Annotated in this window: 13 protein-coding genes and 2 tRNA genes; 8 read left to right on the forward strand and 7 right to left on the reverse strand. The window is 60.5% G+C overall.

Annotated elements, in window-relative coordinates:
- Window positions 1-10: 10 nt before the first annotated feature.
- On the reverse strand, window positions 11-493 hold the full coding sequence (locus AD665_RS13800; RefSeq protein ID WP_024779713.1) for a hypothetical protein: 483 nt from the start codon (window positions 491-493) through the stop codon (window positions 11-13).
- A gap of 275 nt (window positions 494-768) precedes the next feature.
- A complete protein-coding gene (locus tag AD665_RS13805) occupies window positions 769-993 on the reverse strand; it encodes a hypothetical protein (protein WP_008051046.1) in 225 nt (74 codons plus the stop codon).
- A 908-nt stretch (window positions 994-1,901) separates the two neighbouring features.
- Between AD665_RS13805 and AD665_RS13810 the strand changes: the two genes are divergently transcribed.
- Together AD665_RS13810 and AD665_RS13815 are read left to right on the forward strand one after the other, a co-directional pair.
- Window positions 1,902-2,225, forward strand: a complete 324-nt coding sequence (locus AD665_RS13810) for an SEL1-like repeat protein (RefSeq protein WP_080686261.1) — start codon at window positions 1,902-1,904, stop codon at window positions 2,223-2,225.
- A 201-nt stretch (window positions 2,226-2,426) separates the two neighbouring features.
- The gene (locus tag AD665_RS13815) at window positions 2,427-3,815 is read left to right on the forward strand and encodes a DNA recombination protein RmuC (RefSeq protein WP_162164415.1); all 1,389 of its coding nucleotides are present in this window, start codon (window positions 2,427-2,429) and stop codon (window positions 3,813-3,815) included.
- A 195-nt stretch (window positions 3,816-4,010) separates the two neighbouring features.
- Here AD665_RS13815 and AD665_RS13820 read toward each other — a convergent pair whose 3' ends face one another.
- A complete protein-coding gene (locus AD665_RS13820) occupies window positions 4,011-7,481 on the reverse strand; it encodes a hybrid sensor histidine kinase/response regulator (protein WP_053192463.1) in 3,471 nt (1,156 codons plus the stop codon).
- Between the two features lie 234 nt (window positions 7,482-7,715).
- The gene (locus AD665_RS13825) at window positions 7,716-8,255 is read right to left on the reverse strand and encodes a TetR/AcrR family transcriptional regulator (RefSeq protein ID WP_024779709.1); all 540 of its coding nucleotides are present in this window, start codon (window positions 8,253-8,255) and stop codon (window positions 7,716-7,718) included.
- A 115-nt stretch (window positions 8,256-8,370) separates the two neighbouring features.
- Here AD665_RS13825 and AD665_RS13830 point away from each other — a divergent pair, with 115 nt between their 5' ends.
- From AD665_RS13830 to AD665_RS13845, 4 genes are all read left to right on the forward strand, one after another.
- Window positions 8,371-9,564, forward strand: coding sequence for an MFS transporter (locus tag AD665_RS13830; RefSeq protein ID WP_053192464.1), 1,194 nt, complete (start codon window positions 8,371-8,373; stop codon window positions 9,562-9,564).
- Window positions 9,565-9,632: 68 nt separating this feature from the next.
- Window positions 9,633-9,944, forward strand: coding sequence for a cupin domain-containing protein (locus AD665_RS13835; RefSeq protein WP_024779707.1), 312 nt, complete (start codon window positions 9,633-9,635; stop codon window positions 9,942-9,944).
- A 104-nt stretch (window positions 9,945-10,048) separates the two neighbouring features.
- Window positions 10,049-11,197 (forward strand): TDT family transporter, encoded by a 1,149-nt coding sequence (locus tag AD665_RS13840; RefSeq protein ID WP_024779706.1) that lies wholly within the window; start codon window positions 10,049-10,051, stop codon window positions 11,195-11,197.
- A 100-nt stretch (window positions 11,198-11,297) separates the two neighbouring features.
- Window positions 11,298-13,172: an MFS transporter gene (locus tag AD665_RS13845; protein WP_053192467.1), complete on the forward strand. Its 1,875-nt coding sequence runs from the start codon at window positions 11,298-11,300 to the stop codon at window positions 13,170-13,172.
- Window positions 13,173-13,301: 129 nt separating this feature from the next.
- Here AD665_RS13845 and sugE read toward each other — a convergent pair whose 3' ends face one another.
- The 3 genes from sugE to rdgC all read right to left on the reverse strand — a co-directional run bounded on the left by sugE (window position 13,302) and on the right by rdgC (window position 15,786).
- Window positions 13,302-13,616 (reverse strand): quaternary ammonium compound efflux SMR transporter SugE, encoded by a 315-nt coding sequence (gene sugE / locus AD665_RS13850; protein WP_024779704.1) that lies wholly within the window; start codon window positions 13,614-13,616, stop codon window positions 13,302-13,304.
- A 131-nt stretch (window positions 13,617-13,747) separates the two neighbouring features.
- The gene (locus AD665_RS13855) at window positions 13,748-14,716 is read right to left on the reverse strand and encodes a bile acid:sodium symporter family protein (RefSeq protein WP_053192469.1); all 969 of its coding nucleotides are present in this window, start codon (window positions 14,714-14,716) and stop codon (window positions 13,748-13,750) included.
- 149 nt (window positions 14,717-14,865) lie between these two features.
- Complete coding sequence (gene rdgC, locus AD665_RS13860; RefSeq protein WP_024779702.1) at window positions 14,866-15,786, reverse strand: recombination-associated protein RdgC; 921 nt, start codon at window positions 15,784-15,786, stop codon at window positions 14,866-14,868.
- Window positions 15,787-15,946: 160 nt separating this feature from the next.
- On the opposite strand from rdgC, the gene AD665_RS13865 reads away from it, so the two are divergent.
- Window positions 15,947-16,022, forward strand: a tRNA-Val gene (locus tag AD665_RS13865).
- Between the two features lie 19 nt (window positions 16,023-16,041).
- Window positions 16,042-16,118, forward strand: a tRNA-Asp gene (locus AD665_RS13870).
- Window positions 16,119-16,141: the final 23 nt, after the last annotated feature.

A 16,141-nucleotide genomic window follows, 5' to 3' on the forward strand; every position in this document is an offset into this window, starting at 1 on the left:
AACATCCTCTTCAGCAGGCGACTTGATTCAGCGATGAAACACAGTGTTGCCAGGCGCAGGTGAAGTCCCGCAGGCGCCCTTGGGGGTGAAATGTCTGGCGCCAGATCCGGGCCATGCCCAGCAGATCGTTGGCGTCGGGAAGCGGCGTGTTCTGTTCTTCTACCAGCAGCCAGGCGATGGCAGTGGCGTAACGCAGGTTGACGGTCAATTCCAGGTGCGGACCGCTGAGAAAGGCATGTTGGCTGGCCAGGCCGCGCACGAGGCTGGCGCGTTCCGGATCCAGCGCCAGGTAATGGTCCCAGAGTGCTTGGTGACGGCATTCGGTAATGCGATACAGGCCATGGCCACGACGGTCGTGCAAGGCTGAACCCAGGCTGGACTGGCTGGCGGCAATGCCCAGCAACAAGGATTCCGCCGTTGCGCTGTGGCGCTCCAGGTACAGGAGCGTCGGACGGATCACATATCGACACAGTTCGCTGGCAGCGATACCCATAACACCCTCGAAGCGTAAGAGGGGCGGAGCCTGGAGAGTGGGGCTTGGCAGCGGTGGATCGGTCCAGGCTCCGCCGACAGCGGATCATGCCGCTTGACTTGAAGTGTAGTGTGATATTTCCGTTGTAAAGGCCTGTTTTTAAAACATCTTCCGCGAGCGGTTATAACTGTTATATCCGTTGGTGCTTAAGCCGTTTCGCTTTATCGAGAAACTTCAGGCAATAAAAAGCCCCGCTTTTCGGGCGGGGCCTTTGGGTTTTCAGCGCTTCTGGCGTCTCAGGCAACCAGTGCCTGACGGGTACGCTCGATCACGGCCTGCAGCGGTTCTGCGCTGGAGTATTGATCGGGGTACAGGCGTTCGCTGTGACGAGCGATGCCGTGTTCGTTGACCAGCGTGAAGCTGAAGCAGCCTTTGCGAGCGGCCATGATCAGGCAGTTCATTGGAGCAAAAGCGTTGGTTAGGGTGCGGATGGCATCCTGTGTCTGGATTTGAGTCGACATGTTATGGGTGTTCCTACAAATGACACGGTTATGAACCGTGCAACGTTAAAACGTTCCAGTAACGTCGACCACCATTGGTCGAACGAAGAACCCGACTGGAACAAAGCAGCCAGTTTGAGCGCTATATGAAAGTGCGCGCTTGGGCTGGCAGGTAGGTACTTAGGAGGGCAGGCGACACAGCAAGGGCAAAGGTTCTGGGCCCGGGGTGAAGATCCTGATCAATTTTGCAGGTTGGTTCGGTCAGAGTAATGAGCGTGGCAACACCCTTTGTATTCAGTCAAAGGCTGTGTTGGCGCAAGGTTACCTGGAAACCATCGAGGGGGTCGGTCCCTTTTATCGGTGAGGCGTCCCTTGGGATGGCTGACCGTGGAGATGTGTTCGACCCGGAATTGACTTTCAGCTTGGTACTAACGGCGCGGATGTTAACGGATCGAGCCGCACAAGGGAAGCGGGTTGTTCAAAAAATATCCAGATCCGATGCATTTGGTCGGATAGGCGGGGCGGGGGCATTGTGGCCTCTGAGTGGGGTTATCCCCAGGCTTACCGCCAAATGCATCAAGAAAGCGCACCGATATAACCAGTCTGGGTGTTACTTGTGCACACTCCCCGAGGGGGTTGTCACCGAACTGTCATGTCGCAACAATCCGGGGTGGGTGCCTGTATCCAAAATTTAAGTCAATGAAAAACATCGCTTTTTTTTACTGGTGAAAAAATCGTCAGTTTGAGCGCAGGCCCCGTCCCACAGGGGTTTCGACCCCTTCAGGGGGGGTTGTCCACTGAGTTATCCACAGCTTCTGTGGATTGTCCCAAGCACTTGCTCTAGCACGGGCGTGCCGGTTTTTTTCAGCTTTACCCACACGAAAAAAGGAGTAGAGTGGCGCGCCTTTCGATCTGCCCCATAGTGCGTTATGAAGTTTCGCTCAGTATCAAATCCTGTTACTTCCACACCCCCTGGTGTTACCTCGCCCAAGCGCATGTCGATGCGTGTCGCCGAGTGGCTGCTCGACAACCCGCGGCTCGGAGAGAGCCCCAGCGTCAAGCACCTGGCCGGGCGCCTGCTCAAGCAACCAGCCCGCGAAGGTGTCGTGGCTGCGCAAAGTCGTTTGGGGCAGTTGATGTGCCGTGAATGCGGTAACGCCCGGGACCGGCGCATCGGCCAGGATCTGTTGCGCCAGGCTGCTCGGGCCGGGGATCATCGGGCCCGGCAGGCCCTTCTTGAAATAGAAGACTGAAATAGAAGGGTTGGAATCCAGGCTGAGCTGGGCAACCTCCAGCGGCTTGGTTAACCTTCGGGCTTTATCTGATCGGCAGGATTTGTCATGGCTATGGATTTGACCAGCCTGTTGTTGGGCCTGGCAGGCGCTGCGGTGCCGTTGCTCGCGTTGGCCTGGCACCTGCAGCGCCAGGCCAGTGCCGCGCAGACCGAAGTGGCGCTGCTGGAAGAGCGTCTGACCACCGCGCACATGGCCCATGATGGCCTGAACGCCCAACTCGATGCCCTCCGCGACGAAATCAGCGACCTGAGCCAGGCCAACGGAGCCAAGCAAGCCGAACTCGCAGCAGCCTGCCGGGAAGTCGAACTGTTGCAGATCGAGCGTGACAACGCCCGGGATGCGGCCCATGCCTGGAATCTGGAACGTGCCGGCAAAGAGGCGGAGCTGCGGCGGCTCGATGCCCAGGCGGCGTCGCTCCATGCCGAACTGCGCGAGCAACAGGAAAACCATCAGCAACGCCTGGATGACCTGCAAGGCTCGCGAGACGCGTTGCGGGCACAGTTCGCCGAGCTTGCCGGAAAAATCTTTGATGAGCGTGAGCAACGCTTCGCCGAAACCAGCCAGCAGCGCCTGGGGCAGTTGCTCGATCCGTTGAAAGAGCGCATCCAGTCTTTCGAAAAACGCGTTGAAGAAAGTTATCAGGCCGAAGCCCGGGAGCGTTTTTCCCTGGGCAAGGAGCTGGAGCGCTTGCAACAGCTGAACCTGCGCCTGAGCGATGAAGCCACCAACCTCACTCGTGCGCTCAAGGGCCAGAAGACCCAGGGGAACTGGGGCGAATTGATTCTCGAGCGGGTGCTTGAGCACGCCGGCCTGGAGAAGGGCCGTGAATATCAGACCCAGGTCAGCCTCAAGGGACCGGATGGCGAGCGGTTCCAGCCTGACGTGTTGATTTACCTGCCCGGCGACAAGCAGGTGGTAGTCGACTCGAAGGTCAGTCTTACCGCCTATCAGCAATATGTGGCCGCTGAAGATGATGCCATTGGCCAGCTTGCCCTCAAGCAACACATCGTGTCGCTGCGGGCCCATGTCAAAGGACTGGCCGGCAAGGACTACAAACGCCTGGACGGTTTGCACAGCCTGGATTTCGTATTGCTGTTCGTACCGATCGAAGCAGCGTTCTCCGCTGCCCTCCAAGCCGAGCCGAATCTGTTTCAGGATGCCTTTGACCGCAACATCGTGATCGTCAGCCCGACCACGTTGCTGGCGACGCTGCGGGTGATCGACAGTTTGTGGAAGCAGGAGCGCCAGAGCCAGAACGCCCGGGAGATCGCCGAGCGGGCCGGTTGGCTGTACGACAAGTTCGTGCTGTTCATCCAGGACCTGGATGAAATCGGCAGTCGCCTGCAACAGCTGGACAAAGCCTACAGTGCCGCACGCAACAAGCTGACGGAAGGGCGCGGCAACCTGGTCAGTCGCACCGAACAACTCAAGCTGCTCGGCGCCCGGGCGAGCAAGCGGTTGCCGGGTGAACTGCTTGAGCGGGCAATGACCGATGAGGATGGGCTGCCCGAGTTGCCGGAAGAAGCCGATGCCAAACCCAACGCTTGATCAGGCACTAATGCACGCCCCGTGATTGATGCGGATCCTATGGCTGATGCAAACCTTGTGGTTGATGCAAACCCTGTGGCGAGGGGATTTATCCCCGCTTGAGTGCGCAGCACTCACAATGGAGGCTGTCGCGCAGCCTGACGGGGATAAATTCCCTCGCCACAGGATCGATGCCTGGCCGGAGCGGCGTTGCTCCTACAACGGCAAATGCCGACTCAACAACGCCCTCAACGCCGCCGGTTTCACCGGTTTTGCCAGGTAATCCAGCCCGGCGGCGTGTACCTGGGCCACCGTCTCGGGACGGCCGTCGGCGCTGATCACCACCCCTGGCACCGGTTCACCCATGCGGGTGCGTAGCCAGGCCATCAGCTCGGTGCCGGTTTCGCCATCATCCAGATGAAAGTCCACCAGGGCCAGTTGCGGGCGTCCACCCTCGGCGAGCCAGCGCTCGCACTCTTCACGGTTGCGCGCTGTCCGGACCTGGCAGCCCCAGCGGGTCAGCAGGCTGTTCATGCCGATCAGGATGCTGTCTTCATTATCGACACACAGAACCTGCGCACCACTGGGTAAATGCCCGTTGGCTTCGGCCTCGATGCTGGGCGCAGCTATCTGCGTCCGAGCCAGCGGTACGCTGACGCTGAACACACTGCCGCGTCCTGGCCAGGAGCGCACGCGCAACGTATGACCGAGTACGCGACACAGCCCGTCGGCAATGGCCAGCCCCAGGCCCAGGCCTTTTTCGGCACGGGTCTGATGGCTATCCAGGCGTTTGAATTCTTCGAAAATCACCTGTTGCTTGTCTTCGGCAATGCCTGGGCCGCGATCCCAGACCTCCAGGCATAGCTCACCGTTGCGCCGACGCACGCCCAGCAGAACCGGCCCCTTGGCATAGCGAAAGGCATTGGTGAGGAAATTCTGCAGGATGCGCCGCAGCAACTTGATGTCGCTGTCGACCCGCAGTCGCGAGCCTCGAACGCGGAATTTCAGGCCTTGTTCCCGAGCCAGCACCGTGAACTCGGCACCGAGGGTATCGAACAGTTCATTGAGGGCGAAGGGTTTGCGGTCGGGGTTGATCTTGCCGTTTTCCAGGCGGGAAATGTCCAGCAGGTCGGTGATCAGGTCTTCGGCAGAGCGCAGTGAACTGTCCAGGTGCTGTACCAACTGCCGGGCTTCGCCTGGCAAACCCTCATGCAGGTGGGACAGCGCGGCGGAGAACAGCCGAGCGGCATTGAGGGGCTGCATCAGGTCATGGCTGACGGCGGCCAGGAAGCGGGTCTTGGATTGATAGGCCGCTTCGGCGGTGCTTTTGGCTTCGGTCAGGGCTTCGTTCAGTTGCGACAACTCTCGGGTGCGTTCAGCCACCCGTTGCTCCAGTCCTTCGTTGGCTTCGGTCAGGGCCTGCGCGGCTTCGCGGAAGGCGGTGATGTCGGTGAAGCTCATGACGAAACCGCCGCCCGGCATCGGGTTGCCGATCAGCTCGATCACCCGGCCGTTCGGGAACAACCGCTCGGACGTATGGGCGCGGCCCTGGCGCATCCAGTGCAGGCGCCGGGCGACGTGGACTTCGGCTTCGCCCGGACCGCAGAGGCCGCGTTCGGCGTTGTAGCGGATGATGTCGGCAATGGGCCGGCCGACGCTGATCAAGCCGTCCGGATAATTGAACAGTTCCAGGTAGCGACGGTTCCACGCCACCAACCGGAGGGACTGGTCGACCACACTGATGCCCTGGGTTATGTTCTCGATGGCGCCCTGCAGCAAGGCCCGGTTGAACTGCAACACTTCCGAGGTTTCGTCGGCGATTCGGACGACATCCTCCAGTTGCATCTCCCGACCTTCAATCGCAGCTTTTACCACGGCCCGCGTCGACGATGCCCCGAGCACACCGGCCAGCAGGCGTTCGGTGTGGGCGATCCATTCGCTGTCGGCGTTCTGGTTCGGGTTGAAGCCCTTGCCCTGGCGGTAGGCAAAGCGGATGAAACTCTGGCGTGCCCGCTCCTCGCCGACGAAGCGTGCCGCCAGTTGCAGCAGGTCTTCGATGTGCACCGCCAGCATCGATCGTGCGCTGGGGCGGGCGCTGATCTCCTGGCCGATGAAGCGTCCGGCCTGCCAGTGCTCCGACACACGGGTGCGCGACAGCACCGAGATCCAGGCAAACAGCGTGAAGTTACCGGCCAGGGACAGAACGACGCCCTGGGTCAGCGGCCCGATCGGCAGGTTCAATGGATTCCCGTGCAGCCAGGCCAGGCCCGGGAACGCGCTCAGGGACCAGCCCAGGCTGTGGGCGGCGATCGGCAGCACCAGGGTGTAGAACCAGAGGAAAATCCCCGCGGCGAGGCCGGCGAATACACCGCGGCGGTTCGCCTGTTTCCAGTACAGCGCGCCGAGCATGGCGGGCGCCAACTGCGTGACGGCGGCGAAGGCGATCTGGCCGATGGTCGCCAGGCTCGCGGTGGAGCCCAGCAATCGATAGCTCACATAGGCCAGCAACAGGATCACCACGATGCTCACCCGACGCACAGAGAGCATCCACTGACGGAATACTTCGAACGGCCGTTCGGCGTTGTTGCGACGCAACAGCCAGGGCAGCAACATGTCATTGGAAACCATGGTGGAAAGGGCCACGCTCGCGACAATCACCATGCCGGTGGCGGCCGAGGCGCCGCCAATGAACGCCAATAACGCCAGCGCCGGATGGGCCTGCGCCAGCGGCAGGCTGATGACGAACGAGTCCGGCAGCACCGAGTTGGGCAACAGCATTTGCCCGGCGAGGGCGATGGGCACCACGAACAGCGCGGCGAGGGCCAGGTAGGCGGGGAACACCCACTTGGCCAGGCGCAGGTCCTGGGGCTCGATGTTCTCTACCACCGTCACATGAAACTGGCGCGGCAGGCAGATGATTGCCATCATCGCCACTCCCGTCTGCACCACCATGGACGGCCAGTTGATGGTTTCCTTCCAGTATTGCTCCAGGCGCGGTGCGAGCATCGCCTGGTCGAACAGGTCGTCGAAGCCGTCGTAGAGGCCGAACGTCACGAAGGCGCCGACTGCGAGGAAGGCGAACAGCTTGACCAGGGACTCGAAGGCAATGGCCAACACCATGCCACGGTGGTGCTCGGTGGCGTCGAGGTTGCGAGTGCCGAACACGATGGTGAACAAAGCCAGGATCAGCGAGACGATCAGTGCGGTGTCCTGGGCGCGGGTGCCCATGGCATCAGCGCCGGCGCCGATCAACAGGTTTACCCCGAGCACGATGCCCTTGAGCTGCAAGGCAATGTACGGCAGCACGCCCACCAGGCAGATCAGCGCGACCACCACCGCCAGCGACTGGGACTTGCCATAGCGGGCGGCGATGAAGTCGGCGATGGAGGTGATGTTCTCCTGTTTACTGATCATCACCATTTTTTGCAGGACCCACGGCATCAGCACCAGCAGCAGGATCGGCCCCAGGTAGATCGGCAGGAATGACCAGAGCTGTTCGGCCGCCTGGCCCACCGCGCCGAAGAAGGTCCAACTGGTGCAATACACCGCCAGTGACAGGCTGTAGACCCAGGCCCGTACCCGTGGAGGCAACGGCGTGCTGCGCCGGTCACCGTAGAAGGCGATGGCGAACATGATGGCCATATAGGCCAGGGCAACAACAGCGATCAGCCCGCTGGACAACGACATGGAAACTCCCGAACGAAGAACACCGGGCTTGGGCCCGGCAAGACAGTCTCGCATGCCTGCTCGGGTTCGTCAGTGTCGACCAAGGTCGAGGCGTGGTGGGGTGTCGCACTCGGGTCATGCAGTGGATTTGCGGGCCTCATCGCGAACAGGCTGGCTCCCACAGGATGTGCGACGGACACAAACTTTTCATCCACCTCAGAAAATGTGGGAGCGAGCCTGCTCGCGATGGCGGCCTTACTGCCCCAGCGCGATATCGATCAACCGATGCAACTCCTCAACCTCCAGCGGGGCACTGGCAAAGAGAATACGGAACACCGTCGGCGCCACCATGACATTGATCAACCGCTCGATGCCGGGATTCGGCGTATCGGGATAGCGCTCCAGAATGATCTGCAACTGAGCGCTGATGATGCCCACGCAGTACCCTGGCGTGGCGCAGGCCTGGATGTCGCGCATCATGTTGCGACCGGGTTCGGAACTCATTTCGTCCAGGTACTGCTCGGCCCAGGCACGCAGGTCGCCGCGCAGGCTGCCGGTGTTGGCCGGTTCGCTGTCGAGGCGCATGCGGGCAACGGCGACATCGGCCAGTAGCGCCGGCAGGTCACCCCAGCGCCGATAGATGGTGGAGGGCGTCACGCCCGCGCGCGCGGCAATCTGCGGCACGGTCAGTGTGGCGCGGTCCTGTTCCTGGAGCAGGGCGCGGACGGCCGAATGAATCGACTCTTGTACCCGGGCGCTTCTGCCGCCGGGGCGTAAACCTTCTTTAATAGCCATGGATCGGACCTTAACACAAAGAATTTGCTTTAAGCGCACGTCGGTAGCACACTCGGCAAAAGCAAAAAATTAGCTTTTGCCGATGTGTTGTGAACAGCTTCTGCGGAGTGTGCCCATGTCCCGTCCAGCTTCGACCCGTGCCAGCCTGATATTCCTGGCAATTACCTTGCTCGGTTTCCTTGCCGCCTCCAGCGCGCCGACGCCGTTGTATCACCTCTATCAGGAACACATGCAGTTTTCCCCGGCGATCCTCACGCTGATCTTCGGCGTATACGCCTTCAGTCTGTTGGCGGCCTTGCTGACCGTGGGGTCGTTGTCGGATTACCTGGGGCGCAAACCGGTGATCTTCGTGGCGCTGTTGCTCAACATGCTGGCGATGCTGCTGTTTATCAATGCCGACAGCATCGCGTGGCTGATCGGGGCCCGGTTGATCCAGGGCTTCGCCACGGGCATGGCCACCAGTGTACTGGGGGCCGCGCTGCTGGACTTCGATCGCCAGCAAGGCCCGCTGATCACCAGTGTCGCGCCCTTGCTGGGGATGGCGTGCGGGGCGCTGGGGTGTGGCTTGCTGGCGGAGTTCGCGCCGTTGCCCCTGCAACTGACCTATTGGCTGTTGCTGGGCCTGTTCCTGGCCCAGGCGATCTATCTCTGGCGCCTGAAAGAAAGTGTCAGCCCGCAACCCGGTGCCTGGCAGTCCCTGCGTCCAACCTTGCATGTGCCGCCGCAGGCGCGGCGAGCCCTGTGGCTGGTGCTGCCGCTGAACCTGGCGGCCTGGGCGGTGGGGGGTTTCTATCTGTCGTTGGCGCCGTCCCTGGTGCGGGCTGCGACCGGATCGACCTCCAACCTGATCGGCGGCGCGTTGGTGGCAGCCCTGACGCTCACCGGGGCGTTGTCGATTTACACGCTGCGTAATCAGGGCGCAGAGAAGATGCTGCGGCTTGCCGCCAGCTTATTGATGACCGGCCTCGCCCTGGTATTGATCGCCGCGCACACAGGCAGCCTGCCGTTGTTCTTCATCGGTACTCTGGTGACCGGCAGCGGTTTCGGCGCGGGTTTCCTGGGCGCGCTGCGCAGTATCATGCCGCTGGCCTTGCCCCATGAACGGGCCGGTTTGATGTCGGCATTCTATGTGCTCAGTTACCTGGCTTTCAGCTTGCCGTCGCTGCTGGCAGGGAACCTTACGCGGGTGTTCGGGTTGATCCCGACAACCGATGGCTATGGCCTGGTGCTGATCCTGTTGGCGAGCGCTGCGTTGCTGGGGCTGTTGCGTCAGGCCGCCAAGCCGGCAGGCAGTGGCGTTCGACCTTGATGCATTGAATGCAGACGGTTGAATTGAGCTAGCCTCGGCGTCTTGCCATTTATCTCTGGTGATTTCCCTTGAAGATTATTCGCAGCAAGTCCTTCACTGGCGACCGTGCCTGGGCCGCGTTGGACATCGCTAACATGAACGGCATCACCACGCGCCTGCACTGGACCGATCAGCCATACAAATGGCATGTCAATGATGGTCAGGAAGTCTTCGTGGTGCTCGATGGGCTCGTGCAGATGTGCTACCGGGAGGAGGGGGTCGAAAAAGATACCTTGCTGGGGGTTGGGGATATTTTCTACGCATCGGTCGGGACCGAGCATGTGGCCAGGCCACAGGGACCGGCGAGAATCCTGGTGATCGAAAGCGAAGGCAGTGTCTGACGTGTTATCTGTAAAATAGATAACATATAGAGAAATTACCCGTTATATCGATATTCGATCCGGCTCTAAGATGACTCCACCTCAACCGGGGACTGGAGTTCGTCATGACATGCTGCCCTGCAACAAACCGCTTGCGCCCACTGAGCCACTTGCCCAGGCCGTTGGAGGCCATTCGCCAATTCACGCCCAACTGGTTCGCCGTGACCATGGGCACCGGCGTACTTGCCCTGGCCTTGGCCCAGTGGCCGGGCGATGTGCCTGGCCTGCGTGATGTAGGTGAAGGGTTGTGGTTGTTCAATATCCTGCTGTTTGTATTATTCAGCGGTTTGTACGCTGCCCGTTGGGTGTTGTTCTTCGATGAAGCGCGGCGGATTTTCGGCCATTCAACGGTTTCGATGTTCTTCGGCACCATACCCATGGGCCTGGCGACCATCATCAACGGTTTCCTGGTGTTCGGCCTGCCGCGCTGGGGAGACGCCGTGGTGTCGCTGGCTGAAGCGTTGTGGTGGATCGATGTGGCGATGTCCCTGGCCTGTGGCGTGTTGATCCCATTCCTGATGTTTACCCGGCAGGAACACCGGATCGACCAGATGACCGCGGTGTGGTTGTTGCCGGTGGTAGCCGCCGAAGTCGCAGCCGCCAGTGGCGGGCTCTTGGCGCCGCATCTGGCAGGCGCCCATTCGCAACTGGTCATGCTGGTCACCAGCTACGTGCTTTGGGCATTTTCCCTACCGATAGCGTTCAGCATTCTGACGATTCTGCTGCTGCGCATGGCCTTGCATAAACTGCCCCACGAAAACATGGCGGCCTCGAGCTGGCTGGCCCTGGGACCAATCGGCACCGGAGCACTGGGCATGCTGGTGCTAGGCAGCGATGCTCCGATGATTTTTGCCGCCAACGGCTTGCCTGGTGTCGGTGAAATCGCCGCCGGCCTGGGGCTGGTGGCCGGTGTCACGCTATGGGGGTTCGGGTTCTGGTGGATGTTGATGGCGCTGCTGATCACGGCGCGCTACTTGCGCGAAGGCATCCCGTTCAACCTCGGCTGGTGGGGCTTTACCTTCCCGTTGGGCGTGTACGCATTGACGACGCTGAAACTGGCGAGCCTGTTGGGCCTGGGGTTCTTCAGCCTGTTCGGTTGCCTGTTGGTGGCGATGCTGGTGGTGCTGTGGCTGATCGTCGGCTGGCGCACGGTGTCAGGTGCCTGGCACGGTGAGTTGTTCGTTTCTCCGTGCATTGCCGGGCTGGCGAAATAATTGCCCGGCGGCTCCCAAGCGACGTGCCGTAGGTTAATGTGTGGCCTGGATAAAAAAACGTTATTCCAATAAGCGTCCACGCCACTCAGGAACATGGAAGATGAGTCACCCTTCGCAGTTCACCTTGCTTCGCCGGCGGCGTTTCCTGCCGTTTTTCATCACGCAATCCCTAGGGGCATTCAACGACAATGTGTTCAAGCAGTCGCTGATCCTCGCCATTCTCTATCGGCTGGCCATCGAGGGCGACCGCTCGATCTGGGTCAACCTGTGTGCACTGCTGTTCATCCTGCCGTTCTTTCTGTTCTCGGCGCTGGCGGGGCAGTTCGGGGAAAAATTCGCCAAGGATGCATTGATACGTCTGATCAAACTCGGCGAAATCGTCATCATGACAGTCGGCGCCGTGGGCTTTCTGTTCGATCATCTGTCGCTGATGCTGGTGGCGCTGTTCGCCATGGGTACCCACTCGGCGTTGTTCGGTCCGGTCAAGTATTCGATCCTGCCGCAAGCGCTGCACGAAGACGAACTGGTCGGCGGCAATGGCCTTGTGGAAATGGGCACCTTCCTGGCGATCCTCGCCGGTACCATCAGTGCCGGAGTCATGATGTCCTCGGCCCACTACGCACCGGTGGTGTCGACCGCGATCATCGGCATCGCCGTGCTCGGTTACCTGGCCAGCCGCAGCATTCCCCGGGCGGCAGCCGCTTCGCCGCAGATGCGCCTGAACTGGAACATCTTCAGCCAGTCCTGGGCCACCCTGAAACTGGGCCTGGGGCAGACCCCTGCGGTGTCCCGCTCCATCGTCGGCAACTCCTGGTTCTGGTTTGTCGGAGCGATTTACCTGACGCAGATCCCGGCGTACGCCAAAGACTGGATGCACGGCGACGAAACCGTGGTGACCTTGATCCTGACGGTGTTTTCGGTGGGAATCGCCCTGGGCTCGCTGCTCTGCGAAAAGTTGTCCGGGCGCAAAGTCGAGATCGGCCTGGTGCCGTTCGGTTCGTTCGGCCTGACGGTGTTCGGGCTATTGTTGTGGTGGCATTCCGGTGGAATTCCCGACAGTGTCGACGGCCATGGCTGGCTCGAACTGCTCGGCTTCGGCCATGCCTGGCTGGTGCTGGTCGACATCCTTGGCCTCGGCGTGTTTGGCGGTTTCTATATCGTGCCGCTGTACGCGCTGATCCAGGCGCGCACCGCCGAAAACGAGCGGGCACGGGTGATTGCTGCCAACAATATTCTCAACGCCTTGTTCATGGTGGTCTCGGCCATTGTCTCCATCGTGTTGCTGAGCCTGGCCAAGCTGTCGATCCCGCAACTGTTCCTGGTGGTGTCGCTGCTGAACATCGGCGTCAACGCCTACATCTTCAAGATCGTCCCCGAGTTCACCATGCGCTTCATGATCTGGCTGCTGAGCCATTCCATGTACCGCGTTGAGCATCGCAACCTGGATGCCATTCCCGATGACGGTGCAGCGCTATTGGTCTGCAATCACGTTTCCTTCGTTGATGCGTTGCTGATTGGCGGCGCGGTGCGTCGGCCGATTCGCTTCGTGATGTACTACAAGATCTACAACCTGCCGGTACTGAACTTCATCTTCCGCACTGCCGGGACCATTCCGATCGCGGGGCGCCAGGAAGATATCCACATCTACGAAAAGGCCTTCAAACGCATCGCTCAGTACCTCGCGGACGGTGAGCTGGTTTGCATCTTTCCTGAAGGCAAGTTGACCGCTGATGGTGAGATCAATGAGTTCAAGAGCGGCTTGACGCGCATCCTGCAGGAAACACCGGTGCCGGTGATTCCCCTGGCGCTGCAGGGCTTATGGGGCAGTTTCTTCAGTCGCGATCCGGCCAAGGGCATGTTTCGCCGGTTTTGGTCGCGGGTGACCCTGGTGGCTGGGCCGGCGGTGGCGGTGGAGATGGCTGAGCCGGCCAGGCTGCAAGTGTTGGTCGGCGAGTTGCGTGGGAGTGTCAGGTAAACACTCGGACCTTGTGGGTCCCCAATCTGTGGGAGCAAGGCTTGCCCGCGATGGCGGTCTTGAGATCGCTATCGCGGGCAAGCCTTGCTCCCACAGACCCTGTTTCCACAGGCTCTATTTGCAAAGGGTCTAGGCGCTGACCTTAAGCCCGATCAACCCCGCAACGATCAACGCCACGCTGACCAACCGAACCAGCGCCATCGACTCACCAAATAGAATAATCCCGGCGATTACCGTGCCCACGGCGCCGACTCCGGTCCAGATCGCATAGGCGGTGCCCAGTGGCAATTCCTTCATGGCAAGGCCGAGCAGGCCGAGGCTGATCGCCATGGCCGCAACCGTCAATGCAGTGGGGAGAGGGCGGCTGAAGCCGTCGGTGTATTTCAGGCCGACAGCCCAGCCGACTTCGAACAGGCCGGCAAAAAACAGAATGATCCAGGACATCGAGCACCTCCATCAGTGGATGGGGTCGTCCCCGGACTGACACTTGATCGGCGGGTGGGATCAAGTGGCGGGGTCGTCCCCGCGCTGAAAGGGTAGAGTGCCCATTCCTGGACACTCGATCAAGCCTGCTGTCAGTCGGCCGCTTGCGCGGCGGCGAGCGCTTCGCGGTCCTGCTTTTCGCTCATGCGGCGGAAGTAGGTTGAGAGCAGCGCCCCGGAGATGTTGTGCCAGACGCTGAACAACGCACTGGGTACCGCCGCCAATGGCGAAAAGTGCGCGCTCGCCAGGGCCGCACCCAGACCGGAGTTCTGCATACCGACTTCCAGTGCCAGAGTCTTGCGTTGGGCCAATGGAAAGCCGAACAGGCGCCCGGTGAAATACCCCAGCAGGTAACCGAAGCTGTTGTGCAATATCACAATGGCCATGATCAGCAGGCCGGATTCGGCGATCTTCGCCTGACTGGCCGCCACCACCGCAGTCACGATGATCACGATGCTCACCACAGATATCAGTGGCAGTACTTCTACGGCATGACGAACCCGGGCGCCCAGCAGGCGTTGGGCGATGATGCCCAGTGCAATCGGCAACAGCACGATTTGCAGGATCGACCAGAACAGCGCCGAGAACGACACCGGCAACCAGGCCGAGGCCAGCAACCAGATCAGCGCCGGGGTCAGCAGGGGAGCCAACAGGGTTGTGATCGCTGAGATCGCCACGGCCAGGGCCAGGTCGCCGCGGGCCAGCCAGGTCATGACATTGGATGACGTGCCGCTTGGGCAACAGCCCACCAGAATTACACCGACGGCGATCTCTGGTGGCAGGCCGAACACTTGGCAAAGCAACCACGCGGAACCGGGCATGATGACGAATTGGGCGATGACCCCCAAGGCCACGCGCCCTGGACGACGGGCCACCTCAGAGAAATCTTCCAGCTTGAGCGCCAGGCCCATGCCAAACATCACCAGCCCCAGCAAGGGCACGATGGCGACTTTCAGTCCCACGAACCACTGTGGTAGCAGGAATGCCACGATGGCGAAAATCAGTACCCAGTAAGCGAAGGTATTGCCGACAAAGCGGCTCAGTGCAGCCAATGCGCGCATGACCAGATCCTTGTTATTAGTAATTGAAACCACACAAAACCAATGTGGGAGCGAGCCTGCTCGCGAAAGCGGTGTGACAGTCAGTAAAATGTCGACTGGCATACCGCTTTCGCGAGCAGGCTCGCTCCCACAGGGGTAACGCTATGTCGTCAGATCCCCTGAGGTGTCTCTTCCCCGCCCAACGCTTCAACCAGCGCCGGCAAGAATTCGCCGAAGGTCAACATCATCAGCGTGAAGCTGGCGTCCAGTTGGCCGAGGGCTTCATCGCCGCCGTCCTGTTCCGCCTGGTCCTGCAACAGATCTTCAAACTTCAGGCGCTTGACCACCATTTTGTCATCGAGGACAAACGACAGCTTGTCCTGCCAGGCCAGCGACAGTTGCGTCACCACCTTGCCGGTGTTGAGGTGCAGCTGGATTTCGTCGCTGGTCAGGTCCTGGCGCTTGCAGCGCACGATGCCACCGTCTTCATGGGTGTCGCGCAGCTCGCATTCGTCCAGCACGAAGAAGTCATCCGCGGCTTTCTGGGTCTTGACCCAGTCGGTCATGATAGCGGTCGGAGCGGTCTTGACGGTCAGAGGACGCACCGGCAGCGAGCCGATGACTTCGCGCAGGGTGGAGAGCAGGTCTTCGGCGCGCTTCGGGCTGGCGGAGTTGACCAGGATCAGCCCCTGTTTTGGCGCGATGGCGGCGAAGGTCGAGGAGCGACGAATGAATGCACGTGGCAGGAATGCCTGGATGATTTCATCCTTGATCTGGTCCCGTTCCTTTTTATAGACCTTGCGCATTTGCTCGGCTTCGATCTCTTCGACCTTTTCCTTCACCGCATCGCGTACGACGCTGCCAGGCAGGATGCGTTCTTCCTTGCGTGCGGCGATCAACAGGAAATCCTGGCTGACATGCACCAGCGGAGCGTCTTCGCCCTTGCCGAACGGCGCTACGAAACCGTAAGTGGTCAACTCCTGGCTTGCACATGGACGCGCCAGTTTGCTGGCCAGTGCAGTTTCCAACGCCTCGGCATCAAAAGGCAGATCTTGGGTCAGGCGATAGATAAGCAGGTTTTTGAACCACATGGGGTGAGTCTCTCCTTTATACAAAGGAGCGCATTATTCTCTTCGCGACGCCATAGGCCAACCCTTCGCTAAGCCTTTGGAAGACCTGAGGAAATTAATTTAAAAAGTGCTTGCCAGCTTGGAAGACGCTCCGTAGAATGCGCGCCACACCGAAAGCGAAGGGTGATTAGCTCAGCCGGGAGAGCGTCTGCCTTACAAGCAGAATGTCGGCGGTTCGATCCCGTCATCACCCACCATTCGTTTCAAGTGTTACGCGCAGCGGTAGTTCAGTCGGTTAGAATACCGGCCTGTCACGCCGGGGGTCGCGGGTTCGAGTCCCGTCCGCTGCGCCATATTCGGTTATCTGGAATACTGA

The organism is Pseudomonas corrugata (genome assembly GCF_001269905.1).
In the GTDB taxonomy this organism is placed as follows: Bacteria; Pseudomonadota; Gammaproteobacteria; order Pseudomonadales; family Pseudomonadaceae; genus Aquipseudomonas; species Aquipseudomonas corrugata.

Bases quoted from the DNA above. Each gene is read 5' to 3' on its own strand.
- AD665_RS13800 (WP_024779713.1), bottom strand. From the start codon at position 493: ATGGGTATCGCTGCCAGCGAACTGTGTCGATATGTGATCCGTCCGACG.
- AD665_RS13805 (WP_008051046.1), bottom strand. From the start codon at position 993: ATGTCGACTCAAATCCAGACACAGGATGCCATCCGCACCCTAACCAAC.
- AD665_RS13810 (WP_080686261.1), top strand. From the start codon at position 1,902: ATGAAGTTTCGCTCAGTATCAAATCCTGTTACTTCCACACCCCCTGGT.
- AD665_RS13820 (WP_053192463.1), bottom strand. From the start codon at position 7,481: ATGTCGTTGTCCAGCGGGCTGATCGCTGTTGTTGCCCTGGCCTATATG.
- AD665_RS13825 (WP_024779709.1), bottom strand. From the start codon at position 8,255: ATGGCTATTAAAGAAGGTTTACGCCCCGGCGGCAGAAGCGCCCGGGTA.
- AD665_RS13830 (WP_053192464.1), top strand. From the start codon at position 8,371: ATGTCCCGTCCAGCTTCGACCCGTGCCAGCCTGATATTCCTGGCAATT.
- AD665_RS13840 (WP_024779706.1), top strand. From the start codon at position 10,049: ATGACATGCTGCCCTGCAACAAACCGCTTGCGCCCACTGAGCCACTTG.
- AD665_RS13845 (WP_053192467.1), top strand. From the start codon at position 11,298: ATGAGTCACCCTTCGCAGTTCACCTTGCTTCGCCGGCGGCGTTTCCTG.
- sugE (WP_024779704.1), bottom strand. From the start codon at position 13,616: ATGTCCTGGATCATTCTGTTTTTTGCCGGCCTGTTCGAAGTCGGCTGG.
- AD665_RS13855 (WP_053192469.1), bottom strand. From the start codon at position 14,716: ATGCGCGCATTGGCTGCACTGAGCCGCTTTGTCGGCAATACCTTCGCT.
- rdgC (WP_024779702.1), bottom strand. From the start codon at position 15,786: ATGTGGTTCAAAAACCTGCTTATCTATCGCCTGACCCAAGATCTGCCT.